This window comes from Autumnicola tepida (assembly GCF_031846485.1).
Taxonomy (GTDB): Bacteria; Bacteroidota; Bacteroidia; order Flavobacteriales; family Flavobacteriaceae; genus Autumnicola; species Autumnicola tepida.
Genome location: NZ_JAVRHQ010000033.1, coordinates 1 through 24,843 on the forward strand (window position 1 = coordinate 1; position 24,843 = coordinate 24,843).

The 24,843-nt window shown below is 39.9% G+C and carries 27 protein-coding genes; 16 read left to right on the forward strand and 11 right to left on the reverse strand.

Annotation, left to right across the window (positions count from 1 at the left end):
• Positions 1 to 36: 36 nt before the first annotated feature.
• The gene (gene xerA, locus RM553_RS17950) at positions 37 to 1,194 is read right to left on the reverse strand and encodes a site-specific tyrosine recombinase/integron integrase (protein ID WP_311536344.1); all 1,158 of its coding nucleotides are present in this window, start codon (positions 1,192 to 1,194) and stop codon (positions 37 to 39) included.
• Between the two features lie 519 nt (positions 1,195 to 1,713).
• Positions 1,714 to 3,174 carry a GFO_1087 family putative carboxy terminal peptidase gene (locus RM553_RS17955; RefSeq protein WP_311536345.1) on the reverse strand — a complete coding sequence of 487 codons (1,461 nt, stop codon included), beginning with the start codon at positions 3,172 to 3,174 and terminating at the stop codon, positions 1,714 to 1,716.
• Positions 3,175 to 3,301: 127 nt separating this feature from the next.
• On the opposite strand from RM553_RS17955, the gene RM553_RS17960 reads away from it, so the two are divergent.
• Genes RM553_RS17960 through RM553_RS17975 form a run of 4 tightly spaced genes read left to right on the forward strand, consistent with a single transcriptional unit; the run spans position 3,302 to position 5,381 of the window.
• The gene (locus RM553_RS17960) at positions 3,302 to 3,817 is read left to right on the forward strand and encodes an RNA polymerase sigma factor (RefSeq protein WP_311536346.1); all 516 of its coding nucleotides are present in this window, start codon (positions 3,302 to 3,304) and stop codon (positions 3,815 to 3,817) included.
• Complete coding sequence (locus RM553_RS17965) at positions 3,792 to 4,247, forward strand: PG0215 family putative anti-sigma factor (protein ID WP_311536347.1); 456 nt, start codon at positions 3,792 to 3,794, stop codon at positions 4,245 to 4,247. Before RM553_RS17960 ends, RM553_RS17965 begins: the two co-directional genes overlap by 26 nt.
• Positions 4,248 to 4,257: 10 nt before the next feature.
• Positions 4,258 to 4,788, forward strand: coding sequence for a DUF4252 domain-containing protein (locus tag RM553_RS17970; RefSeq protein ID WP_311536348.1), 531 nt, complete (start codon positions 4,258 to 4,260; stop codon positions 4,786 to 4,788).
• A gap of 2 nt (positions 4,789 to 4,790) precedes the next feature.
• Positions 4,791 to 5,381 (forward strand): GFO_1091 family lipoprotein, encoded by a 591-nt coding sequence (locus RM553_RS17975; RefSeq protein ID WP_311536349.1) that lies wholly within the window; start codon positions 4,791 to 4,793, stop codon positions 5,379 to 5,381.
• 54 nt (positions 5,382 to 5,435) lie between these two features.
• Here the strand turns inward: RM553_RS17975 and purB are convergent, their stop codons facing one another.
• Both purB and RM553_RS17985 read right to left on the reverse strand, forming a co-directional pair.
• Positions 5,436 to 6,773 (reverse strand): adenylosuccinate lyase, encoded by a 1,338-nt coding sequence (gene purB / locus RM553_RS17980; protein WP_311536350.1) that lies wholly within the window; start codon positions 6,771 to 6,773, stop codon positions 5,436 to 5,438.
• 215 nt (positions 6,774 to 6,988) lie between these two features.
• Positions 6,989 to 7,669 (reverse strand): SIR2 family NAD-dependent protein deacylase, encoded by a 681-nt coding sequence (locus tag RM553_RS17985; protein ID WP_311536351.1) that lies wholly within the window; start codon positions 7,667 to 7,669, stop codon positions 6,989 to 6,991.
• A 132-nt stretch (positions 7,670 to 7,801) separates the two neighbouring features.
• On the opposite strand from RM553_RS17985, the gene RM553_RS17990 reads away from it, so the two are divergent.
• Together RM553_RS17990 and RM553_RS17995 are read left to right on the forward strand one after the other, a co-directional pair.
• On the forward strand, positions 7,802 to 8,455 hold the full coding sequence (locus tag RM553_RS17990; protein ID WP_311536352.1) for a TrmH family RNA methyltransferase: 654 nt from the start codon (positions 7,802 to 7,804) through the stop codon (positions 8,453 to 8,455).
• Positions 8,456 to 8,464: 9 nt separating this feature from the next.
• Positions 8,465 to 8,992, forward strand: coding sequence for an SRPBCC family protein (locus RM553_RS17995; protein ID WP_311536353.1), 528 nt, complete (start codon positions 8,465 to 8,467; stop codon positions 8,990 to 8,992).
• Positions 8,993 to 8,994: 2 nt separating this feature from the next.
• On the opposite strand, the gene RM553_RS18000 is transcribed toward RM553_RS17995, so the two are convergent.
• The 4 genes from RM553_RS18000 to rlmH all read right to left on the reverse strand — a co-directional run bounded on the left by RM553_RS18000 (position 8,995) and on the right by rlmH (position 12,853).
• The gene (locus RM553_RS18000) at positions 8,995 to 9,750 is read right to left on the reverse strand and encodes a carboxypeptidase-like regulatory domain-containing protein (protein WP_311536354.1); all 756 of its coding nucleotides are present in this window, start codon (positions 9,748 to 9,750) and stop codon (positions 8,995 to 8,997) included.
• 76 nt (positions 9,751 to 9,826) lie between these two features.
• The gene (locus RM553_RS18005; protein WP_311536355.1) at positions 9,827 to 11,611 is read right to left on the reverse strand and encodes a DEAD/DEAH box helicase; all 1,785 of its coding nucleotides are present in this window, start codon (positions 11,609 to 11,611) and stop codon (positions 9,827 to 9,829) included.
• A gap of 191 nt (positions 11,612 to 11,802) precedes the next feature.
• Positions 11,803 to 12,375: a non-canonical purine NTP diphosphatase gene (locus tag RM553_RS18010; protein ID WP_311536376.1), complete on the reverse strand. Its 573-nt coding sequence runs from the start codon at positions 12,373 to 12,375 to the stop codon at positions 11,803 to 11,805.
• Between the two features lie 4 nt (positions 12,376 to 12,379).
• Positions 12,380 to 12,853 carry a 23S rRNA (pseudouridine(1915)-N(3))-methyltransferase RlmH gene (rlmH, locus tag RM553_RS18015; RefSeq protein ID WP_311536356.1) on the reverse strand — a complete coding sequence of 158 codons (474 nt, stop codon included), beginning with the start codon at positions 12,851 to 12,853 and terminating at the stop codon, positions 12,380 to 12,382.
• A gap of 51 nt (positions 12,854 to 12,904) precedes the next feature.
• Here rlmH and nadC point away from each other — a divergent pair, with 51 nt between their 5' ends.
• The 5 genes from nadC to priA all read left to right on the forward strand — a co-directional run bounded on the left by nadC (position 12,905) and on the right by priA (position 18,277).
• Positions 12,905 to 13,762, forward strand: a complete 858-nt coding sequence (gene nadC, locus RM553_RS18020; RefSeq protein ID WP_311536357.1) for a carboxylating nicotinate-nucleotide diphosphorylase — start codon at positions 12,905 to 12,907, stop codon at positions 13,760 to 13,762.
• Position 13,763: 1 nt separating this feature from the next.
• Positions 13,764 to 14,687, forward strand: a complete 924-nt coding sequence (locus RM553_RS18025; RefSeq protein WP_311536358.1) for a YihY/virulence factor BrkB family protein — start codon at positions 13,764 to 13,766, stop codon at positions 14,685 to 14,687.
• 26 nt (positions 14,688 to 14,713) lie between these two features.
• Positions 14,714 to 15,280 carry a chalcone isomerase family protein gene (locus tag RM553_RS18030; RefSeq protein ID WP_311536359.1) on the forward strand — a complete coding sequence of 189 codons (567 nt, stop codon included), beginning with the start codon at positions 14,714 to 14,716 and terminating at the stop codon, positions 15,278 to 15,280.
• A 22-nt stretch (positions 15,281 to 15,302) separates the two neighbouring features.
• Complete coding sequence (locus RM553_RS18035) at positions 15,303 to 15,734, forward strand: DUF2147 domain-containing protein (RefSeq protein WP_311536360.1); 432 nt, start codon at positions 15,303 to 15,305, stop codon at positions 15,732 to 15,734.
• A gap of 89 nt (positions 15,735 to 15,823) precedes the next feature.
• Positions 15,824 to 18,277 (forward strand): replication restart helicase PriA, encoded by a 2,454-nt coding sequence (gene priA / locus RM553_RS18040; RefSeq protein WP_311536361.1) that lies wholly within the window; start codon positions 15,824 to 15,826, stop codon positions 18,275 to 18,277.
• Positions 18,278 to 18,337: 60 nt separating this feature from the next.
• Here priA and RM553_RS18045 read toward each other — a convergent pair whose 3' ends face one another.
• Complete coding sequence (locus RM553_RS18045) at positions 18,338 to 19,048, reverse strand: LytR/AlgR family response regulator transcription factor (RefSeq protein WP_311536362.1); 711 nt, start codon at positions 19,046 to 19,048, stop codon at positions 18,338 to 18,340.
• 170 nt (positions 19,049 to 19,218) lie between these two features.
• Here RM553_RS18045 and rpsF point away from each other — a divergent pair, with 170 nt between their 5' ends.
• The 4 genes from rpsF to RM553_RS18065 all read left to right on the forward strand — a co-directional run bounded on the left by rpsF (position 19,219) and on the right by RM553_RS18065 (position 20,927).
• On the forward strand, positions 19,219 to 19,557 hold the full coding sequence (gene rpsF / locus RM553_RS18050) for a 30S ribosomal protein S6 (protein ID WP_311536363.1): 339 nt from the start codon (positions 19,219 to 19,221) through the stop codon (positions 19,555 to 19,557).
• Positions 19,558 to 19,559: 2 nt separating this feature from the next.
• The gene (gene rpsR / locus RM553_RS18055; protein ID WP_311536364.1) at positions 19,560 to 19,859 is read left to right on the forward strand and encodes a 30S ribosomal protein S18; all 300 of its coding nucleotides are present in this window, start codon (positions 19,560 to 19,562) and stop codon (positions 19,857 to 19,859) included.
• A 14-nt stretch (positions 19,860 to 19,873) separates the two neighbouring features.
• Positions 19,874 to 20,323: a 50S ribosomal protein L9 gene (gene rplI / locus RM553_RS18060; protein WP_311536365.1), complete on the forward strand. Its 450-nt coding sequence runs from the start codon at positions 19,874 to 19,876 to the stop codon at positions 20,321 to 20,323.
• Between the two features lie 130 nt (positions 20,324 to 20,453).
• Positions 20,454 to 20,927, forward strand: coding sequence for a DUF6495 family protein (locus RM553_RS18065; protein ID WP_311536366.1), 474 nt, complete (start codon positions 20,454 to 20,456; stop codon positions 20,925 to 20,927).
• A 145-nt stretch (positions 20,928 to 21,072) separates the two neighbouring features.
• Here RM553_RS18065 and RM553_RS18070 read toward each other — a convergent pair whose 3' ends face one another.
• Entirely contained in the window at positions 21,073 to 22,320 is a 1,248-nt protein-coding gene (locus tag RM553_RS18070; protein ID WP_311536367.1) for an ABC transporter permease, read from the reverse strand.
• A 162-nt stretch (positions 22,321 to 22,482) separates the two neighbouring features.
• On the opposite strand from RM553_RS18070, the gene hisS reads away from it, so the two are divergent.
• A complete protein-coding gene (gene hisS, locus RM553_RS18075; RefSeq protein WP_311536368.1) occupies positions 22,483 to 23,853 on the forward strand; it encodes a histidine--tRNA ligase in 1,371 nt (456 codons plus the stop codon).
• 6 nt (positions 23,854 to 23,859) lie between these two features.
• Here hisS and RM553_RS18080 read toward each other — a convergent pair whose 3' ends face one another.
• Positions 23,860 to 24,828, reverse strand: a complete 969-nt coding sequence (locus tag RM553_RS18080; RefSeq protein WP_311536369.1) for an aldo/keto reductase — start codon at positions 24,826 to 24,828, stop codon at positions 23,860 to 23,862.
• Positions 24,829 to 24,843: the final 15 nt, after the last annotated feature.

Sequence of the window (24,843 nt, forward strand, 5' to 3'; positions counted from 1 at the left end):
TCGTTATATCACGCCAAATATACACTTTTAACCATATCATTTTCGGGATAAACGCAGGTTTTCCTCCTCTTTACCAGATTTCAAGATGTTAGAAACAGCCGTGTCCAACGGACTTCTGATTTGTAACAGGTCCTGCTGGGTGACATGTGTGTAGATCATAGTGGTCTCTGGTTTCGCATGGCCCAGTAATTCCTGAATGTGCCTTAGGCCAACTCCATGTTCAAGCATATGGGTTGCATAGGAATGCCTGAGGGTATGTGGTGTTATGCGCTTTTCAATTCCTGCTTTTTTGCAGGATTCCTTCAAAAAGAACCTTACGGCAGAAGCACTATACGCTTCTCCATCCTGGCCTTCCACTAATAATCTTGCAGGTCTATAGGTTTGAAGATAGTTTAAAAGAATAGGAATAAAACTTTCTGCCATTCCCACATACCGGTCTTTTCGGCCTTTGGCCTGGGAAATAAAAATTTGTTTTCGGTCTATGTCTATGTCCTCTAGTTTCAGTTTTAAAAGTTCCCCAATGCGGAGACCGGATGAGTAGATAACGGCGAGCACCATACGATGCTTTAGGTTTCTTGTGGCAATAAGAAGGTTGATCACCTCCTTTTGTGATAACACCCGGGGCAAGGTCCGGCTTTTCTTTGGGCGCGGAATTTTTTCTGGATGTACAGCTGCAAATCCATAAAGTTCAACAAATTGCTTGAAGGCACTTACACATTGTCGGTGTGTACTAATTGCATAATTTTTTTTAGCGATTACCTTTTCCATAAAAATTTCGATATCCCTGTTTTTAAGGTCTTCGAGAGGAGCTTTATGAAACATTAGAAACTTGTACAAAAAGCTATAATAGGTTCTTACAGTGCTTTCGCTATATCTTTTTCCCCGCAGGTAAGAATCAAATTCTTTCAAAATTTTAAGATGTTCCTGTTCAGGATTTTTCTCCTCATTCCTCCTTTTAAATTCATCTTCGTCCACACGTGAGAAATCTATGTACCAGCCGGTGCCACGGAGGTGCTTTAGCAAAATAGATTTAGCATCTTCGCTGTAAGGGAAATAAAACACCTTTTTAGTATTACTCCATTTTACCCCTGGCAGGCTTACAAGATGATTCCTCATTTTATCATCATAGATAAAAGAAATGCCTAAGTGCAGGTCTTTGCGGTGCTCCAGAGGAAATATTTTTATGATCTTCATTTTTCGGGAAATTAATTGATTGAATATAAGTAAAATAAGAACCCCTTGAGAAGAAGTTTTTATGAAAAATTATTACCGGGTTTGGGAGGCTTATAATAATTTTTTCGGAAGTTTCTGTAGAAAAAAGTATTTCAGCAAAAAAAATAAATGGGCAACCTGAAAGTAGGAAAAAAGATATTTTTTGAATAAATAACTTCATCGCTATAAACAGCAGTTCTTTTTAAAGTAAAACCTTCCGCAGATGAAAATATAGGAGAAAATTATGAGTGGCTTAATTTTACCTGGGATTATGGTGCCTTTACTATTCTTGAAAAGAATAGTGAATTTAAAATAAATTTTAGCCTTAAAAAAGGTAATCCATGAATTAACGGGGAATATTTGTGATCCTTAGATGATATTTTTGTCCATTAAACCGGCTGTTAGACGTTTAGCAAAGACTGTGGGCAAGGCTGAAAAAAAGAACCTTCGGGAATTGCCGAAGGTTCTGTTGATTTAAAAAATTTGGAATATTAAATATGCTTACTCAATTATTTTTTCTGGTACCGATGGTACTTCGTCTATATACATGCGCTTGTATGTAGGCTCCTTCACCCCAGATTCACTAAACTCCCTGAAGTCATGATTTCTTTCAGGATAAAATCTCCGCGTACCTTTTAACGCATCCAAAGCTGCCGATAATAATGGTTCTGAAGGATCTCCCAAAACACCAAGATTGGTAATGTTTTCTTCAATGGCTACTTCAGGAATTATCCCGTTAAAGGGCACCGAAACATCTTTAGCATTAACAGAATGATATATAAGAGGTTGAATAGCATAAGTATGATTAGGATTCGCGTGGGTTCTTTTAAAATCAGGGCTGTCATATAAAGTGGCAGAAGCCTGGGATTTTCCGGTGGTGGTATCCCCAACCTGAACTACATCAATATAAGGTTTAAGCCCGTTAATCACCAGTTCACTGGCAGAAGCCGAAGAAGAAGAGGTAATAATATAAATATCATTAAGATTAAGGCTGTTGATTAGCTCTCCATCGTCTATTTCATTTGTGAATCTAATATTCAAATCTTCTCCATTATTTTGACTTTCAAAAAGGTTTTGATATTTCTCATTCCATTGTTCTTTAGCAAAAATTTCTCCATCAAACTGGCCGGTGATCATACTGGCCAATCTAGTGGCAGAACTTACTCTTCCGCCTCCATTGTACCTAAGGTCCAGGATAAGTTTAGAAATTCCTTCAGCTTTTAATTCAGCAAAAGCGGCATTCAGTTCATCATCAAAATCAGCAATAAAACTGTTGTACATAATGTACCCAACCTTCATGCCATCAACATCCAGCGTTTTATTAATTAATATAGGATTTTCAGTAAGGGTTTGGCTTGTTATGGTTACAGTTTCAGAAGTTTCTGATACTGTACTGTTACTAATACTAGCCAGGTGAAAAGTTATTTCATCGCTGTTCAGCAAAGTGGTGTAATTATCTATAGTAAGATCCTGCCCGTTAATTTGGGTAAAAAGATCACCTCTTTCTATACCTTTTCCAACCGCATTACTGTTGGGGATAATATACCTTACCAGCCCAAAAAGATCATTGGAATTGGAAAACCTGTAAAGACGGTAATCTACACCTGTGGTGGTGCTAATACCGCTAAAACTGTTCTCCAGGGCAATATAATCTGGAGTAATGTAGCTGAAACGGTCTTCATCTGCCACCAATCCCTCGTAGAAAAGATCTTCAGGGCCATCAAAGCTCGCGAGGAATTCGTTAAGATCTTCCCCATTGCTGAAGTAATTATCTGCCAGTTCAGGGATTTGGTTTTTATAAAGATAGATATTGTTCATTCCTCTGTAGACAAACTCTTCTATTTCAAGGTTTTCCGGGTCTGTGGTTACCTCGTCGTCAATAACGTCATTATTGTCTTTTGAGCAGGAAGTAAACAAAAGGCCGCTAAAAAGGAAGAGCAATAAAAATTTATTAATTCTCATAATTTGAATTTGGTTATAAAGTTGCTAAAATTAAACAGATTACTGTTATTTCAAAATTTCTTGTAACAAAACTATTTCCTAATCGTCGTAAAATTGTAAGAGTGCTTACTAACCGACCAAAAATAGCATGACACAAAAAGAGTTTCTTGATATAATAAACCCTGCAAAGGATAAAATGTTCCGGCTCGCCCGAAGGTTGCTTACCTCTAAGGAAGCAGCCGAGGACGCCACGCAGGAAGTGATTCTTAAATTGTGGAATCGCAGGGAAAAAATCAGGAATTATGCCAATGTTGAAGCCTATACAATGACGGTGACAAAAAACTATTGTTTAGATCAGCTTAAACTGAAGTATAACAACAACCTGAGGATAGTTCATCAAAATTATGACAGTGGTTTGGTTTCGGTTCACCGGGAAACCGAGATAAAAGATGAACTAAGCTGGGTAGAAAAAATTATAAGACAATTGCCGGAACAGCAGCAAATGGTGTTTCAGCTAAGGGATGTGGAGCAATATGAGTTTGAAGAAATTTCTGAAATAATGGATATGAACCAAACCGCCATAAGGGTGGCATTGTCCCGGGCCAGAAAAAAAATTAGAGAAAGTTTAACTAAGAAGCATGAATATGGAATTAGGCGAAGTTGAAAAATTAATAGCTAAATACGAAGAGGGGGAAACCACTCTGGCAGAAGAGCAAAGACTGAAGAATTTCTTTAGCAATAACAAAGTTCCCGCCCATCTTGAGGTTTACCAATGGATGTTTGGTTATACCGCAGCGGCAAAAACCGAAACTTTTAATGCAAAGGTGCCCATTGCAAAACCTAAAAAGAAAAATTACCTGTGGATGTCCATTGCCGCAACTGTAGTTCTTGCCATCGGTATTTTCTTTTACCAGGAAGGCGGTAGTGATGCCGGATTAAATGAAATGGGAATGACTACAGAGCAGGAAATGGCTTATCAACAGGCAAAACAAACCCTGCTGATGGTTTCCGGCTACATGAACGAGGGAAAAGAAGATCTTGTTTATATAAAAGAATTTAATAAAACCGCGAATAAATACATCAATCTTAAATAACACAGAAATCATGAAAACAATTATCTTTTTAATAGTAATGGCGTTTAGCCCAATAATGCTCCCGGCCCAGTCCTTTGAAAAATATGACGGAATGAAAGGCGTAGACGGCGTGGTAATGACGAGCAAAATGTTTAAAATGCTCGCCGATCTGGACCTAAGCGATAATGATCCCGAAGCCCAGCAGTACCTTCGCCTTATTGAAAACCTGAAGGAAATAAGGATGTTTACCACTAAGGATAGGGCAGTGCAGACCCAAATGAGCAAAGACGTGAATGATTACCTGAAGAAGGGTTCCCTGGAGCAGCTGATGAGGGTGAACGAGGATGGAAAAAATATTAAATTTTATTCCAGGCCTGGTAAGAACGATACTTCTGTTAGCGAACTCTTTATGTATATGGAAGGTATGAATGGAGACGACCCAATTTCGGTTATTCTGAAGATCACAGGTGAAATTGACCTTTCGCAGCTTTCAAAACTCGCTTCAGATCTAAAAGTTCCCGGGGCCGATGAGTTGAAAAACGTGAATAATAAATCAAAATAATTATGAGGGCAAAATTTTTCATTTTAGGATGTGCAGTGCTTACGCTGGTATTTGCCTGCGACAACAAAACTTCTCTTCAGGAGTATTATGTGGAGAACCAGGAAGACAATCAATTTCTTGCTTTAGATGTGCCTGCGGGCATGTTCACAAACAGTGAGGGTTTAGATGAAGAGCAGCGTGCAACCCTGCAAACAGTTAAAAAGATCAACCTGCTTGCTTATCCGGTAAAAGATGGCAATGATAAGTTTGAAGCTGAAATGGCCGAGCTTGAAGGGATCCTGAGTGATGAAAAATACCAGTTATTAATAAAATACGGATCTGGGGAGCGCAAAGCTGAAGTGTACTTTACCGGCGATGAAGATGCCGTAGATGAATTGATCGTGTATGGTTACGACAAATCCAAAGGCCTGGGCGTGGCAAGGGTATTGGGAGACAATATGAATCCAGGCGACCTTCTGAAGCTTATGAACAGTATGAAAAAAGGAGATGTAAATGTTGAAGGGCTAAGCGCCATAGGAGATGTTTTCATGGATAGCCATCAAACTGCAGAACCTGTTGAAATCCCTGCAGACACTATGGAAGTTGCAGAATAGAATTTGTTCCAAAAAATAAGAAGGCCTGGATTGATTTCCGGGCCTTCTGTTTTTTCAAATTCCAGTATAATTCTGCGGTGTAATTGCCCTTATTTCTTCCCTGACATTTTCCGACACTTCCAGGGTTTCAATAAAATCTGCGATGCTCTTTTTATTTATCCTCTCATTGGTACGGGTAAGTCCTTTTAAAGCTTCATAAGGATTTTTGTAGCCTTCCCTCCTTAAAATGGTCTGTATGGCTTCAGCTACCACTGCCCAGTTATTTTCCAGGTCGGCATTTATTTTTTCCTCATTCAGCAGTAATTTGTTAAGGCCTTTTAAGGTGGATTTAAAGGAAATAATGGTATGGCCAAGAGGTACGCCAACATTCCTTAAAACCGTACTATCAGTAAGGTCGCGCTGCAACCTGCTAACAGGAAGTTTGGAAGCCAGATGTTCAAAAACAGCATTGGCAATTCCCAAATTCCCTTCACTGTTTTCAAAATCTATAGGATTTACTTTGTGTGGCATGGCAGAGGAGCCTATCTCCCCTTTTCTAATTTTTTGCTTGAAGTAATCCATAGAAATATAAGTCCATACATCCCGGTTTAAATCAATAAAAATGGTGTTGATCCTTTTTAGGGCATCAAAAAGAGCAGCTAAATGGTCATAATGTTCAATTTGAGTGGTGGGGAAAGAATGGTGAAGGCCTAGTTTTCCCTTCACGAAACTGGAACCAAATTCCTTCCAGTCAATTTTGGGATAAGCTACTTTATGGGCGTTGTAGTTCCCGGTTGCACCACCAAATTTAGCAGCATGAGGAATACTGTTCAGCATATCCACTTGTGCTTCCAGGCGGGTGATAAAAACATCAATTTCTTTTCCAAGCCTGGTAGGGGAGGCCGGTTGCCCATGCGTCCTGGCGAGTAAAGGAACTGCAGACCAATCCTGGGATAGCTGGATTAATTTTTCCTGGACTTCTCTTAAAGAAGGAATGTACACAGCATCTATGGCGTCTTTTATGCTAAGCGGAATAGCGGTGTTATTTATATCCTGCGAAGTAAGCCCAAAATGGATAAATTCTTTAGATTCTTCCAGCCCAAGTCCATCAAACTTCTGTTTCAGAAAATATTCTACTGCTTTTACGTCATGGTTGGTGGTTTTTTCAATTTCTTTTATCGCTTCGGCATCTTTAATGCTGAAATTTGTATAAAGCGACCTGATTTGTGGAAAAACCTTTGAATCCACAGAAGATAACTGCGGGAGTGGAAGCTCACATAAAGCGATAAAATATTCAACTTCTACCTTTACGCGGTATTTAATTAAAGCTTCTTCACTAAAATAAGCCGAAAGTTCTTTGGTTTTGGAATGGTACCGGCCGTCTATTGGGGAAATTGCAGATAATGCTGTCATTTTTTATTTCTTCGAAAATTAATGCTCATCTGTTAAGTCATCTAAATATGAAAATCGAACTTATTCCTGATTAAAGCAATCACATCGGGCGCAGTCGAGATTAAATTTACTGCTATAATTCGGTTAGAATGCAAATCATTTATTTAGGTATTTCAACAGATAGAATTTAAAAAGTAAAGATACAGCTTCCTCTAAACCTGGAAAGTCGAAGGGCTTTATTTTTCCATTAAATCGGCAACCAGAAGAGGAACACCCTTTACGGCTTTTTCAGCAATAATTTCAAGATTGCCTGTTTCCTGTATATTTGGCCGCGGATCAATAAAATAAACAGGAATGCCTTCAGGAGCAAAGCTTACCAGGCTTGCTGCGGGATACACCTGCATGGAGGTGCCAATAATTATAAGGATATCTGCCTGGGCAGTGATCTCGGCTGCTTTCTCAAACATTGGCACTGCTTCTCCAAACCAAACAACATGTGGCCTTAACTGGTGATTGTGTTCGCAAAAGTCGCCAGGGCGAATATCCTTTTTCCAATCCATTACCAGGTCTTCATCAAAAGTGCTGCGGGCTTTTAGAAGTTTACCATGCAGATGGCTTACTTTGGTGCTGCCCGCCCTTTCATGCAGGTCATCGATATTTTGGGTAATAATCTCCACATCAAACTTTTGCTCCAGTTCGACCAGGGCAAAATGAGCTTCATTAGGCTGCACTTCCAGTAATTGCTTCCGCCGCTTATTATAGAAATCCAGTACAAGCTCCTGGTTTTTCTGCCAGCCTACCGGAGAAGCCACTTCCATTACGTCATGCCCCTCCCAAAGCCCATCGGCATCCCTAAAAGTTTTAATCCCGCTTTCTGCACTTATGCCCGCGCCGGTTAAAACAACGATTTTCTTCATAAAAGCTACTCCTTAAAATTTCTTCGGAATTTAAACAATTTTTCAAAAGACAGAAACCCATATTTTGTTCAACAGATATTCGTCGTAGAATTTTAGGCAAATTTTAAGTTTGATTTTTTACTTTTACATGCCATGACCAACCAAAACCTGCTTGATTACCTTTTAGATTTTCTCACCCCGAGAAGGAGGATGCTTTTTGAAAAAGTTCTTTCCGAAAGGACCAATTATTTTACCGTTGCCACACAGGATGTTTACCAGCTTCACAATACCAGTGCGGTTTTAAGAAGCTGCGATGTGTTTGGAATTCAGAATATTCATGTAATAGAAGAAAGAAATCCGCGCCGTATTGATAAGGAAATTGCCATGGGAGCACAAAAATGGGTAGATGTAAACCGTTATAATTCTACTGAAAGTTGTGTGGATGAATTGCGGCAAAAAGGATACAGGATTGTTGCCACATCTCCGCATGGCAATGCACAGCTGCTTCAGGATTTTGATATCTCCAGCCCCGCAGCTGTTTTCTTCGGAACAGAAAAGAAAGGATTATCAGAAGATTTTATAGAGAATGCCGATGCTGTTCTTAAAATTCCCATGTATGGTTTTACCGAAAGCCTGAATATATCCGTTTCCGCAGCAATTATTATCCAGTCGCTCACGCTAAGGCTAAGGGAGAGTAATTACAACTGGCGGCTAAAAAATGAAGAAAGAGAAGAACTTCACCTGAAATGGGCACGAAAAAGTGTAAAAAACGCTGATGAATTAATTAAAAACTTCCAGAAAATCTAATATTTTGCCATGACCCTATTTTTTTATATCATCATCGCCATTATTACCTTTTTTGCTTTCCTGCATGCCTGGGCAAAAAAGGAATATGATTTTAGCAGGACTGTCGTTGTTAACCGTTCCCGGGAAGAAGTTTATAGTTTTGTGCGGCAACTGCGTAAACAGCCGCTGTGGATGCCGTGGTTTAACAGGGATCCTGACGCGAATTTAAAGTACAAAGGGATAGACGGCAAGCTGGATGCTGCTTTTTACTGGAAAGGCAATGGGAAAGTAGGAGAGGGGTACCAGAAAATTGTAAAAATAAGGCAGGGAAAAGTAATAGAAACCAAAATTATCTTTATCAAGCCATTCAAGTTGAATGCACTTACTTACATTGGAGTAAAGGAAATTGAAGCTGAAAAAACTAAAATGGTATGGGGCGTTCGCGGGCATATACCTTTTCCGCTAACGATAATTGGGATTTTTTACAGCGTGGATAAATTATTGGCCAGGGATTTTGAAGAAGGACTTAAAAACCTGAAAACCGTACTGGAAAAATAATTTTATTTCTTCTGAAGCACCTTGTATTCTTCGTAACAGCCGCTGATGGCATCAAGAATCTGAAGGTCATTCGCCGTCTTCATGAAATCTTCGGAATAATTGCAGCGGGAAAGGATCTCATTTATTTCTCCTTTATCCACCTGTAGCAAAGCCATAAGTGTCTCCCGGTCATATTTATTCTGCAGGAGTTGCCTTATTTCTTCTTCTTCCTTCATTTTGCGCAGTTTTCGCATTTGCTGCGGCCGCTTTCCAAAAATGTTGTGCAGTACATCGGCAGGATTAAAAATAGAGCCCAACACCTTGGTTACCGCGTTAGGGGAATTTTCACCGCCTTCGTAACCGGTGTTAAGGCCGGAAATACTGTAGCGGTAATTCTCATAAATAGGAATATTTTTAGCATCAATTTCCAGGTAACCGGTAAGGGTAACAGGACTTAATGTAACTTCTTCCAGGGCAATCCCTACCTCCGTCATTTTTACCTTTACGTTGCCATACTTCAACCAGTCATTGGTTACCCTCACCTTTATTGGCCGGAAACCAAGATAAGAGAAGTAAAGGGTGTCATTTACCGTGGCCTGCAGTTCAAAATTACCTTCTTCGTCTGTAGTGGTTCCTTTTACCTGGTTAAGGTTTACAATGTTTACCCTCTCAATAGGGCGGTCATCAGCGGCGTTTTGTACCACGCCGCTAACCACGTCCTGTGAAAATCCACAATATCCTGTAAGTAAAATTATTAAAAGTAGGAGGTGCTTTTTCATAACAATTTGAGCCTAAAATATAAAATACCAATAAAAAACAATGCCAGAATTTAATTTTTAAAGCTACAGGTGGCACTTAACGTTTGGAACGTCTTCTTTTTATTGAATTTTCAATATTCTTGCTTCTACTTCCTGCTTTCTTGCCGCCTTTTTTTCCTCCTGAATCAGATCTGCGGCGCCTTCCGGAACCTCCATCATCAGAACCGAAAGAACGCTTCTTCTTATCAGAAAAATTTCTTTTCCCACCGCCACGGCGATTTCCTTTGCTACCTGAGTCTTTGGTTACTTCAACGTTTACAAACCTTCCATCGTGTTTAAAATCTGTAAATGTTTCTAAAACTTTATCGGTTTTGGAAGCATCGGTATTAAAGAAAGAAAAACTGTCTTTTACATCTACCTTATATACATCATCCCGCCCTAAATCAAGGGTTTCTTTTAGAAAATCCTTCAGGCTCATCCAGTCAAAATCATCCTTAGCCCCAACATTAATAAAATAACGGGTGGTACTGGCATCGGAAGAAGAACGGTCTCCTCCTGCTCTCGATGATAAATCAGGGGCGTTCTTATAGTAATTAAAGAACCTGGTAAACTCTACAGAGAATATCTTTTTTATAAGTTCCTCTTTAGAGAAATCCTTTAAAACCTCATTTAAGGTAGGAAGATATGGATCTATCTCATGATTGATTTTGGTGTCTTTAATATCATTAGCTAAATGAAAAAGCTGCACCCGGCAAATTTCCATTCCGTCTGGAATATCTTTTTCCTCAAAAGATTGCTGAATAATCCGTTCGATACTCTTGATTTTCCGCAATTCACTCTTGGTAATAATCACCATGGAAACCCCGCTTTTTCCGGCTCTCCCTGTCCTGCCGCTACGGTGCGTATAGGTTTCAATTTCATCCGGAAGCTGGTAATTGATCACATGCGTAATATCATCTACATCAATACCGCGGGCAGCAACATCTGTGGCCACCAACATCTGGATTTGCCTGCTTCTAAAGCTTTTCATTACCAGGTCTCTCTGGTTCTGGCTTAGATCGCCGTGCAATGCCGCAGCGCTGTAGCCGTCTTCAATTAATTTTTCAGCAACTTTTTGCGTATCCCTTTTTGTCCGGCAAAAGATCACCGAAAAGATATCGGGATTCGCATCAGCAAGCCTTTTTAAGGCATCATATCGTTGCCTGGAATTCACCAGGTAATATTCGTGGGAAACATTGGTTGCTCCCATGTTTTTGGATCCTACGGTAACTTCTACCGGGGAACGCATAAATTTCTTGGCAATGGTGGCAACCTCTTTAGGCATGGTGGCCGAAAACAACCAGGTATATTTTTCTTTTGGAGTATGTGAAAGAATAGCGGTGATATCTTCATAAAAGCCCATATTGAGCATTTCATCGGCCTCATCCAGCACACAGTATTCAATCCTGGAAATATCCACCAGTTTCCTGTTGATCATATCCTGCATTCTCCCGGGAGTGGCCACAATAATCTGGGCGCCACGTTCAATTTGCCTCGCCTGGTCTGTAATACTCGCACCTCCATAGATCGCTACGGCATGCAGCGATTTTTCATATTTTGAGTAATTCTTGATCTCATTGGTGATCTGCAGGCATAACTCTCTGGTAGGAGATAAAATTAATGCCTGGGTATGCCTTTGGTCTGCATTTATCTTTTGGATAAGCGGAAAACCAAAAGCAGCGGTTTTACCTGTTCCTGTCTGGGCCAGGGCAACCATATCTGTATCGTCCTGTAGTAAAATGGGGATAGCTTTCTCCTGTACTTCACTTGGGCTCTCAAAGCCCATATCTTCAACTGCTTTTAAAATAGAGGAATTTAATCCTAACTCTTCAAATTTATTCATGTATGATTTTAAATAGGCTGCAAAGGTACATAATTGTTTGCAGCTTTTGATATTATATATTTAGCTGATAAAAAGGCACTTAAAGAGCCTGTTTTAAAGGCTCGGGTGTATTTTTAAAAACAGAAAAGTTATTGGTATGGTGTAACCGATACATATCTGATCTCCTCTTCGGAACCGGGAAAGGGTGAAAACTACTGTGACAGATAAGCAATAAGTTCTCTGAAGGCTTTGCCCCTGTGGCTTACTGCCGCTTTTTCGCCCATATCCATTTCTGCGAAGCTTTGTTCTTTTCCTTCAGGCCTAAAAACAGGATCATAACCAAAGCCTTTTGCGCCACGCCGCTCTTCCAGGATTTCTCCCTTGCAAATGCCGGTAAAAAGGTTCTCGTTGTCTTTTAGGTTCAATGCAATAACTGTTTTAAACTGAGCCCTGCGGTCACTCTTTCCCTCTAAATGCTTCAGTAGCTTTTGCACGTTGGCCTCATCATTTTTTTCGTCTCCGGCAAATCTTGCTGAAAATACGCCGGGCGCGCCGGCAAGAGCTTCCACTTCCAGGCCGGTGTCATCGGCAAAACAATCGTAACCGTAACGCCTCCTTACATATTCTGCCTTTAAAATGGCATTGCCATCAATGGTATCGGCGGTTTCAGGAATATCCTCTGTACAGCCAATATCATCCAGGGAAAGCAGTTTAATGTTCTTTGGAAGCAGTGCCTTTATTTCGGCCATTTTATTCTTGTTGTGTGTCGCGAAAACCAGTTCCATAGTTTTATCGGTGGTGGTAGGGTTCATTTTTTAATATTGTGAAAGCGCGGTAAAGCTGTTCAGTAAAAAACAGGCGCACCATCTGGTGTGAAAATGTCATTTTTGAAAGGGAAACTTTTGCGTCTGCCCGTTTATATACTTCTTCTGAAAATCCATAAGGCCCGCCAACTACAAATATCAGTTGCTTTAAGCCGCTGTTGAGGCGTTTCTGAATATATTCTGAAAAGTCTTCCGAAGAAAACTGCTTTCCGTTTTCGTCTAATAATACCACAAAGTCTGAAGTTTGCAATCTGGCCAGGATCAATTCCCCTTCTTTAGTTTTTTGCTGATTTTCATCCAGATTCTTTACTTTTTTCAAATCGGGAATAATCTCGGTTTCAAATTTATTATAAAACTGAAGGCGTTTAGAATAGACTTCGGTAAGCTGCTGAAGCTTCCTGTCGTCCGTTTTTCCTATACAAAGTAATTTTATGGTCATTCCGTAGATTTAAAGCAGACTTTGCTACATTTACAAAAATAAGTATTGAAAATGATCTCAGCCGCACAATTTGAAAAAGAAATTGAATTGATAATTTCCAATGCCATAAGAGAAGATGTAGGAGAGGGGGACCACAGTTCCCTGGCCTGCATTCCTGAAGAAGCCACCGGTAAAGCGAAACTTCTGGTTAAGGATAACGGGATTATAGCCGGAGTTGATTTTGCCCAAAGGGTCTTTAAGGCTGTAGACCCACAGCTAAAAATGGAAATAAAAATTAAGGACGGTGAAAAAGTGAAAAAACGCGATATCGTTTTTTTTGTGGAAGGAAGTTCCCGCTCCATTCTCAAGGCGGAAAGACTGGTGTTAAATGGAATGCAGCGCATGAGCGCCATAGCTACTAAAACTGCAGAATTTGTAGAGCGGCTTAAGGGAACCAAAACTCAAATCCTTGATACCCGAAAAACCACACCCGGCATTAGGGCGCTGGAAAAATGGGCGGTAAAAATAGGGGGTGGTGAAAACCACCGGTTCGCACTGTACGATATGATTATGCTGAAGGATAACCATATAGATTTTGCAGGAGGGATCACCCAGGCAATTGAAAAAACCCGGCAATACCTTAAGGAAAAGCAACTTGACCTTAAAATTATAGTAGAGGCCAGGAACCTGGATGAAATAAGGGAAATACTAAAATCTGAAGGAATCTATCGGATCCTTATCGATAATTTTACTTTTGAAGATACCAAAAAGGCGGTAAAATTAATTAATGGCAAAAGCCTTACAGAGTCCAGCGGGGGGATTACCCTGGAAACCGCCCCGAGTTTTGCAGAATGTGGCGTGGATTATATTTCCAGCGGTGCCCTTACTCATTCCATACATAACATGGACCTTAGCCTAAAAGCCGTGTAATATGGCTCCAAAGGAAGCGTTAAAATCTAAACTGGAAAACTTTTCTGATTGGTGGGAAAGAAGTTTAAAAAACATTAGCCTTCCTGGTTTAGAAGGCCTGACGCTTTATAACCTTTGGGTGATCTATTGGGGAGGGATTGTAAAAGGAACATTTTCCACCAGGGCGAGTGCTATCGCTTTTAGTTTCTTTATGGCACTTTTCCCGTTTTTGATCTTTATGTTCAACCTTATTCCTTACATTACCTTTATAGATGATTTCCAGATACAGTTTTTAATTTTTATGGATTCCCTGCTGCCTCCGGAAACTTCAGAGTTCTTTGGGACCATTTTTGAAGATATTGCAGCAAACCAGCGCGGGGGCTTACTTTCCATTTCTTTTATTCTTTCCATTTTTTTAATGACCAACGGGATAAATGCTATTTTTACGGGTTTTGAATTCTCTTACCATACCCGTAGGAACCGCTCTATTGTGCGGCAATATATAGTAGCAATAGGGGTTTCTTTTATTATGGCCTTATTGTTGTTCACTACTATTATACTTACGGTTTATCTTACATATGCTGTAGACGATTTGCATGAACTGGGATTGGTGGAAAGGGACGGCGCAGGAACAGGCCTGGTCAAATATTCAGCTTTTGTATTGCTTATTTATACCGCAGTGGCAACCTTATATTACTTCGGAACAAAAGAGGCAAGGCAGGCCAGGTTCTTTTCGATTGGAGCGATATTTGGGACTATATTAATCATGCTTACAACCTATCTTTTTGGCTTGTATATAGAGAATTTTTCTGCATATAACGAGCTATATGGTTCTATTGGAGCATTGTTAATTTTAATGGTGTATATCTGGCTAAATGCAAATATTTTATTGCTTGGATTTGAATTAAATGCATCTTTAATAAAAATGAAAAGGAAATTTAAATAAATTTAGAAAAGCAAAAATCTTTCAATATGAAAAAAATCTTCTTCCTGATAATTGCCGTTTGCAGTATAAATATTGCTTCAGCACAAACCAAAGTTGGTGGCGTTGTTTTGCCCAACAGCCTGAATTACGGTAACAACAACCTTGTGCTGAATGGTGCCGGAGTGCGGGAAAAGCTTTGGATAGACCTCTATGCCGGAGGTTTGTATTTAAGTGATAAAACTTCAGATGCCAGGACCATTCTTATGGCAAATAAGCCAATGGCAATAAAGCTCCATATCATTTCTAAATTGATCACGAGTGATAAAATGCTGGATGCTGTTAACGAAGGTTTCGAAAATTCCACAAATGGAAATACCAGTCATATTTCCGCGGAAATAAGTCAGTTCCAGGGGCTCTTCAATGAAGAGATCAGGAAAAATGATGTTTTTGATCTTATATATAGTCCCGGGAAGGGAGTTGTTGTTTTAAAAAATGGAGAAGAAAAGGGAGTGATTAAAGGAGAGGAATTTAAGAAGGCGCTTTTTGGAATCTGGCTGGCAAACCGTCCTGCAGATGATGATCTGAAGGAAGCCATGTTGGGTAATAATTCTTAAGAAAACAATCAGAACAGCATTTATGAAAAAGACTATTTTTTTACTGATCCTAATGCTTACAGGAGCCATTACTTTTGCTCAAAAGCCACCAACTGTTTTTGGAAAATGGGAGAATGTAAATGACGAAGGGAAAGTAAATTCTATAATAGAAGTATATGAAGATAAAGGCCAGGTATTTGGAAAAATCACCCGGATTATGAAAGAAGAAGACCGGGACCGGAAATGTACAGAATGCCCGGGGGACCTTAAAAATGAACCTCTTGAAGGCCTGGTGTTTATGCGGGGGCTGGAAAAAAATGATGATGGCTATGAAGATGGGGAGGTTATAGATCCAAAATCCGGGAAAGAATATAAATGCAAAATCTGGCTGGATGAGGATAACCCTGATAAGTTACATGTGCGGGGTTATGTGGCTTTTTTCTATAAAACCAAAACCTGGAATAGAAAAAAATAGTTTTGAAATGAAAAGCTGTAAAACCATTCTTTAACAGGAATGGTTTTTTAATTTTACAACTGCAACTTCACAGTAAAATTGAGTTTTTTATGTCCTATTTTATAGATGTAATTTTACCGCTGCCCCTGGATAAGCGGTTCACTTATTCCATAGAGGCTCAGGAGGCCCGGCACCTTCAGGAAGGAATGCGGGTGGCGGTGCCTTTTGGGAAATCAAAAATCTATAGTGGAGTAGTGGCGGCGATACATGAAAATCCGCCGGAAGTATATGAAGCTAAACCTATTAGCCAGATCCTCGATGAAGCCCCTTTGGTAACCGCTCACCAGCTAAAATTCTGGAAATGGATTGCTGACTATTATATGTGTAGTGAAGGGGATGTGTTGAGAGCAGCTCTTCCCGGTGCATTTTTGCTGGAGAGCGAGAGTATTGTGCAACTGCTAAAAGAAGTTTCTCCTGAAGATCATGAACTATCCGACGAGGAATATATGGTTGTGGAAGCCTTGCAGCGCCAGTCTGTGCTAAAAATACAGGAGGTGAGCCAGGTACTGGAGAAGAAGAACGTGCTGCCGGTCCTTAATTCTTTGGTAGAGAAAGAACTAATTGCACTTAACCAGGAAATTTATGAGCAGTATAAACCAAAAAAGATAAGATATGTTCGCCTGCCCTCTAAGTTTTCTGCTGAAGCCGGCATGCATACGCTGTTAGATGAACTGGAAAAAGCCCCGAAACAAAGAGAGATAGTGCTGAACTTCTTCAGCTTAAAAGCGCAAAGCTCAAAACCTGTTAAGGCAAAAAACCTGCTTAAAAAAAGCAATTCCTCCGCGGCAATTTTAAAGAGCCTGCTGGACAAAGGATTTTTGGAAGAATATTACCTAGAAACCGACCGGTTCAATTATACCGGAGATTCCCCGGAAACAAAGCTGAATTTTAGTGAACATCAGCAACAGGCACTGGAAGAAATTAAAACATATTTCCAAAAGGATGAGGTTTGCCTTCTTCACGGAATTACTTCTTCAGGAAAAACGGAAATTTATATCCGTCTTATCCAGGAAACTCTGGAGAAAGGAAGACAGGCTTTATATCTGTTACCGGAAATCGCACTGACCGCGCAGCTTATCCAGCGATTACAGAATTACTTTGGAGAGCAGGTGTTGATTTATCACAGCAAATATTCCATGAATGAGAGGGTGGAGGTTTACCGGCATGTCCTGGAGAATGACAATAAAGGTAAAGTGGTTATCGGGGCGCGATCAGCTATTTTTCTTCCTTTTTCTAACCTGGGCCTTATCGTGATAGACGAAGAACACGAAGGTACGTTCAAGCAATTTGATCCTGCTCCAAGATATCATGCACGGGATGCAGCCGTGGTGCTGGCAAATTTTTTCAAATCGAATATTATTCTTGGTTCAGCCACTCCTTCCCTGGAATCTTACTTTAACGCTCAGCATAATAAATATTCCCTGGTTGAACTAAACAGGCGTTATGGAAATGTACTGCTGCCGGAAATTGAGATTGTGGACATAAAGAAAAAACATAAGAAAAAGCAGATGACCGGCCATTTTTCGGACAGGTTGCTGGAGGAAATAAAGGAAGCTTTAAAAGAAGAGGAGCAGGTGATCCTTTTCCAAAACCGGCGCGGATTTTCACCCATTCTGGAATGCAATACCTGTGGGCATTCCCCGCAATGCCCAAACTGCGATGTAAGCCTTACGTTTCATCATCATAACAACCAGTTGCGCTGCCATTACTGCGGGTACCATATCGCCATGCAGCAAAAATGTATGGCTTGCGGCAGCCCGGATATTACTACAAAAGGCTTTGGAACCGAGCAGATTGAAACGGAATTAAAATCCCTTTTTCCAGATCATAAAACTGGAAGAATGGACCAGGATACCACACGGGGCAAATATGGATATGAAAAAATCATTAATGCTTTTGAACAACAGGAAATTGATATTTTAGTGGGTACCCAGATGCTTACGAAAGGATTGGACTTCAGGCATGTTAGCCTTGTAGGAATTATGAATGCAGACAACCTTTTGAATTTTCCTGATTTCAGGGCACATGAGAGAAGTTTTCAGCTAATGCTGCAGGTAGCGGGGCGGGCTGGAAGGACCAAAAAACGAGGTAAGGTGCTTATTCAGAGTTATAATCCTTATCACCAGATCATCCAGCAGGTCTCTACCAATGACTATGCAGGTATGTATAAAGATCAGCTGGAAGAAAGATATAATTACAAATATCCGCCATATTACCGCCTTATAAGATTTACCCTTAAAAGCCGTGACTTTTCAAAAACCAATGATGCGGCCGACTGGCTTGCAAAATCCCTCAGCAATATCTTCAGGGAGAATATACTGGGGCCGGAGTTTCCACCTATAGCACGAATTAGAAATGAATATTATAAGAATATTCTGCTTAAAATTCCGCAGCAACAGTCCCTGGGAAAGACAAAAACGGTTGTGCATAAAATCATGACAAGTTTTAGGGCAATCGGGGCATTTAGAAGTATAAAAGTGGTCCTTAATGTAGACCCTGTATAAATAAGAAAAGCTGCCTAAAATAGACAGCTTTCTCTTTTTTTCGTTTGGGTAATTTAAAAACTACTGGATTGCACTTAGGGCTTCAATAAGATTATTTTTCTTGTGCCGGCTAAGCGGAAGTTTTTCTTTATCAATTTCTATATTTTTACTGTTATAACGTTCAATCTTGTCCAAATTAACAATATAGGACTTATGAATACGCAAAAAACGGTCACTTGGTAACTGCTTCTCAAAGGACTTCATGGTGGCCAGGACCACAAAATTGTCTTTTTCAGTAATAAATTTTACGTAATCCCCCAGCGCCTGTATGTACTTGAGTTTGCTAAGGAAAACTTTCCGGTTTTTAAGATTGCTCTTTACAAAAATAAAATCTTCATCCTCGGGAGCCGAAGATTGTTGCCTGAGCTTAAAGAGGTTTATTGCCTTGTTCACCGCATTGTTAAATCTTTCCTTGTTTACGGGCTTATGGATATAATCCACTGCATCATAATCAAAAGCCTTAAAGGCATACTTTGTTTTTCCGGTAACAAAGATGATCTGCGGTTTGTTCGGGAGGTCGTCCAGAAGTTCGAACCCCGATAAAATTGGCATTTCTATATCCAGGAATATAAGATCTGTTTCGTTGTCTAACAGACCATTCTTGGTCTCGATGGCGTTATTGTACTCGGCCACCAACTTCAAATTAGGATGATCTTTAATAAGCTTGACTATAGAAAGCCGCTGCAAACTCGAATCATCTACGACTGCACACTTGAGTAGTATTTCTTCCACTTGTTAGATAGGATAGGTTAAGCATAACAATATTAAACAATATATTTGTGACTTACAAGATAAACTTGAATTTCACCGGTTAAAAAGGAATTTTGTCCTTTATTTTCAGGCTTTGAAAATATAAAAAATAGTTTTACTTTTGCAGACAATTTAATTTAAACAAATTTTTTATGAATCATTATGAAACTGTTTTCATCTTGAATCCCGTTTTATCTGATGAGCAGATAAAGGAAACAGTTAAGAAATACGAAGAATTTCTTGTTTCTAAAGGTGCCGAGATGATATCCAAAGAAGATTGGGGGCTTAAAAAACTGGCATACCCAATCCAACACAAAAAAAGTGGGTTTTACCACTTATTTGAGTACAAAGTTCCGGGAGAGGCTATCGAGCCTTTGGAATTGGCATTTAGAAGAGACGAGCGAATGATGCGTTATTTAACCGTGAAGTTAGATAAGCATGCTATTGCTTGGGCTGAAAAAAGAAGAAAAAGAATCCAGGAAAAAGCGTAAGTATGGCTACATCTATTGAACAACAAGCAAAAGGAAAAAAAGACGGTGAGATTAGATATCTTACTCCTCTTAATATAGAGACTACCAAAGCAAAGAAATATTGCCGGTTCAAAAGGTCAGGTATTAAATACATTGACTATAAGGACCCTGATTTTCTAATGAGTTTTGTAAATGAACAAGGTAAACTTTTACCTCGTCGTTTAACAGGTACCTCTTTAAAATACCAGAGAAAAGTGGCTGTTGCCGTTAAACGTGCCCGTCATTTAGCGTTAATGCCATATGTTGGTGATTTATTAAAATAAAAAATTAGGCAATTATGGAATTGATACTAAAGAAAGACGTAGATAATTTAGGCTTTAAAGATGATGTGGTAAACGTAAAAAACGGTTACGGCAGAAATTTTTTAATTCCTCAGGGTTACGCTGAACTGGCTACTCCTTCAACTAAAAAGGTGTTGGCAGAGACTTTAAAGCAACGTGCCTATAAAGAGCAAAAGAATATTGACGAAGCCAAAAAACAGGCTGCGAAATTAAACGATATCGAAATTAAGCTTACTGCAAAGTCAGGAGCCGGAGACAAATTATTCGGTTCTATTACAGATGCAGATCTTGCTGAAGCCCTTTCTAAAGAAGGTGTTGATATCGAGAAAAAATATATTAGCATCGCTGGTGGAAACATCAAGCGTCTTGGACAGTACGAGGCAACTTTGCGTTTTCATCGTGAAGTGGTTTCTAACTTTACCTTTGATGTGGTAGGCGAAGCTTAATTTATTTCACTCATAATGTAAAGCCTGCTCATTTTTGGGTAGGCTTTTATTTTTAGTATATCTGAAATAACATCTAAGAAATCTTAGTTGAACTCTCCCGCAGAATGGCGGGATCTATTTAATTTATCCCATGAAATACGCCCGACTTACCAAGGAACAATTTGATGAAATGCACCAGGAGTTTATAAATTTTCTGGCCACCCAGTCTATTACTGCGGAAGAATGGAAGGAAATCAAGAAAACAAAACCTGAAGTTGCCGAGAAAGAACTTGATGTTTTTAGCGACCTTATTTGGGAAGGGGTGCTGAATAAAGTGGAATACCTGGAACATTTCTCTCCAAACCAGATGTTTCTTTTCCATATTACCGCTGCTACTATTAATCTTATTGCGGTAAAAGTTGACAGCCAGGAAATTGATATTACTTCCAAAACCGGTTATAACTGGCTGCGTAATAACCTTATGGATGATGCCGTTACTATTTATACTTCAACCAAAGCGATGAGTGACGACAGGAATAAGGATATTTTCGCCCTCATCCGGCAGGGGGCAAATATTACCAAAGGTGATTTGTATCGTTATTTCGAGGAAGTGGTTCAGGAGTAGAAAAGGAATAAAAAAGTAAATGAGATAATGAGAAAAAGAGGTAAAGAGTTGGCAACTTTTCAGAAAGTAGCTTTATTTTTTACGACATTCAGCAAATTTTTTTCACATTTCTACCGTCTACCGTCTACCGTCTACCGTCTACCGTCTATTCATATCTTAGCGATTCAATAGGATCCTGTTTAGCAGCTTTTATTGCCGGGAAACTTCCTGCCAGGATAGCGACTACAATGGTAATGGCAGTTGCCCATAAAATGGCCACCCACGGCGTGGTGAAGTCAAATTCTGCAAACCTTGCAACGGCGTAACCAATCAGGATTCCCAGCAGAATACCCAGGATTCCTCCAAGCTGCCCAATTAAAAGGGTTTCAATAAAAAACTGCCCCGCAATTGTTCCTTTTTTGGCGCCCAAAGCTTTTCGCACTCCAATTTCGCGCGTTCTTTCGGTTACAGTTACCAGCATAATATTCATTAGCGCTATCGAAGAGCCAAAAATGGTTATTATTGAAATAATCCAGGCGGCAATATTTAAATATTCAGTAATAGAAAGGATCCTGTTTATAAGATCATCACTACGCTGAATTCCAAAGTTATTCTCTTCCACTGGATTTAATCCCCTTATGTTTCTAAAGGTGATAATAGCTTCATCCTGTGCGCCTTCCAAATAATTTTTGTCATCAACCTTTACGCTTAAATCGTAATTTATCCGCGGCTGGGTGAAAATGGACCTTGCCTGCTGAATTGGAATGATTACCCGCAAATCCTGATTGTTCCCAAATGTGGAACCTTTTGATTCCAGCACTCCTATAACTTTAAATTTTGCCCCACGAATGCTAATTGTTTTTCCCACCGGGTCCTGTCCGCGGAAGAGGCCTTCAGGTTTGGCAAAATCAGAGCCTAAAATAGCTACATTGTTATTATTCTGAATATCGAAAACGTTAAAATCCCGTCCAGCTTCAATTTCGAGTCCGGAGTTGGAAAGGTAGTTTTGATTCGCCCCTAATACGGCAACTTCAGGATCTGTTTTCTCATTTTCATATTTAACTTCGGCTCCGCTTGTACCAGTAAAAGAAATCGCGGTTTGTGTAAACGGAAAACTGTAATTTTCCTCAAAATCTTTCACTTCCCTAAAGGTAATAATGGGATTTACTTTTTCGCGTTCCCCGCCACCCTGTCTTTGGAAGCTAAGGTCATACTGCTGAATATTAAAAGTATTCGCGCCCATAGAAGCAAAATTGTTCCCTATGGTGTTTTCCAGCGCTGCAACAGCACTAAGAATTCCCACAAGGGCCGTTATACCGATTGCGATAATAAGTACGGTTAAAATTGTTCTAAGAGACTGACTTCTAATGGAAGTAAGCGCGATTCTTATATTTTCTTTTAGCAGTGAGAACATAAAGATTTTTTACAGGCTCATAAGTTAGACTCACATTAAGGGTATATGTTACTTAAAAACTGAAATTTGTTTGGGTTCACTTAAATTTTAAGATATTTGCACTTTTCGCAGAAAAAGCATCTAAATATATAAAAATTCCGGCTTTGGCCGTCAAGTATAATTATGGCACAAAAACCTTCTATTCCAAAAGGGACAAGAGATTTTTCACCGGCAGAGGTGACTAAGAGAAATTACATCTTTGGCAAAATTCAGGAACAATTCAAAAAATTTGGTTTTCAACCCATAGAAACCCCTAGTTTTGAAAATTCTGATACGCTTATGGGAAAATATGGCGAAGAAGGGGACAGGCTTATTTTTAAGATTTTAAATTCCGGGGATTTTCTTCGGAAGGCAGACGCGAATGCTTACGAGGAAAAAGATAGCCTTAAAATCACTTCTTCCATAAGCGAAAAAGCTTTGCGTTACGACCTTACAGTGCCTTTTGCAAGATATGTGGTGCAACATCAGAATGAAATAGAATTTCCCTTTAAACGATATCAGATTCAACCGGTATGGAGGGCAGACCGCCCCCAGAAAGGCCGTTTTCGCGAATTTTACCAGTGTGATGCAGATGTGGTGGGAAGCGACAGTTTATGGCAGGAAGTGGAATTTATCCAGCTTTACGATGCCGTATTTACCGCTTTAAACCTGAAAGGGGTAAGCATTAAAATCAATAACAGGAAAATACTTTCAGGTTTTGCTGAAGTTATAGGTGAACAGGATAAGCTGATAGATTTTACGGTTGCTCTGGATAAGCTGGATAAAATTGGGGAGGAAGGCGTGAAAAAGGAAATGCTTGAAAAAGGCATTTCTGAAGCTGCCATAGCTAAAATCCAGCCAATCTTCAGCCTTAAAGGAAATTTTGCCGAAAAAGTGGAAAACCTGAAGGGAATCCTGGAAAATTCTGAAACCGGCAGGAAAGGAATTGAAGAACTGGAATTTGTTCAAAATGCCATTGCAGAAATGCCATTGCAGACTTCAGCATTAGATTTAGATGTTACTCTGGCCCGCGGCCTTAATTATTATACCGGCGCTATTTTTGAAGTTTCGGCTCCTGAAGAAGTAAAACTGGGATCCATTGGTGGTGGTGGCCGCTACGATGACCTCACCGGCATCTTCGGCTTAAAAAATATTAGTGGAGTGGGGATTTCCTTTGGTCTGGACCGGATATTTCTTGTTCTGGAAGAACTGAATTTATTTCCTCCTACGGTTACGGAAAGTACTAAAGTGCTTTTCATCAATTTTGGTGATAAAGAAGCCCTTTATGCATTAAAAGCAGTGCAGAAGCTTAGGCGCAACAATATTACCGCAGAGCTTTATCCGGAAAGCAGCAAGATGAAAAAACAGATGAACCACGCCAATAAGCGGGAGATCCCATTTGTGGTGCTGGCCGGAGATGAAGAGATGGAGCAGCAGCGGTTTACCCTTAAAAATATGAAATCCGGCGAACAATTTTCAGTTACGCCGGATGAGCTTCTTACGAGGCTGAACTAGGAATTTTTACAACAAATCTTCCTTCCAGGCGCTGGCTTCGTTAAGCCGCTTCATTTGTTCTTTGGTAAGCTCTATATCTATGGCTTCAAAAAAGGACTTTAAATGTGCCTTTTTGGTGGCGCTAGCAATGGGTGCTGTTATACCGGGCCGCTGCATTATCCAGGCCAGGGAAATTGCAGCTTCGGAAACCATATGCTCATTGGCAATCTCCCAAATAGCATCCAAAACCATTTTACCACCTTCATTAAAGTAGTCTTTCAAGAACATCTCCCTGTCGGTCCCTTTAACATCTTCAATCCGCTGGTATTTTCCGGTAAGGAAACCGCTTGCAAGGGAAAAATAACTTAGCACCGATAATTCATTTTTTTCGCAGATCTCCCGTATTTTTTCTTCAAATTTGCGCCTGGACATCAAGCTGTATTCGGGCTGAAAAACTTCATATTTTGGTAGGTTTTCTTCTTCGGCGGCTTTCAGCGAAGCCTGCAGCCTTTCGGCAGAAAGGTTTGAAGCGCCAATATATCTTACCTTTCCATCCTGTATCAATTGCTGGTAGGTTTGAAGTGTTTCCTCCACCGGGGTTTTATCGTCATCCCAATGCGTGTAATAGAGATCTATATAATCTGTTTGCAATCGCTTTAAAGAATCTTCAGAAGCCTTTAAAATATGCTCCCTCGAGATGTCTTTTGGGGCATTTTCTTGCATGCTGGAACCTACCTTTGTTGCAAGATTGATTTTATCGCGAACACCACGGTCCTTCATCCATTTGCCCAGGATAATTTCAGATTCTCCGCCGGTATTACCCGGTGCCCATCGCGAATAAACATCTGCAGTATCTATTGTGGTAAAACCTTTTTCATACAGTTCATCCAGCATTTTATAAGATTTCTTTTCATCCAGTGTCCAGCCAAACACATTTCCACCAAAAACTATGGGCGCGGTTTCCAGGGAAGTGTTTCCTAATTTTTTATATTTCATAAATTATCTTTTTAC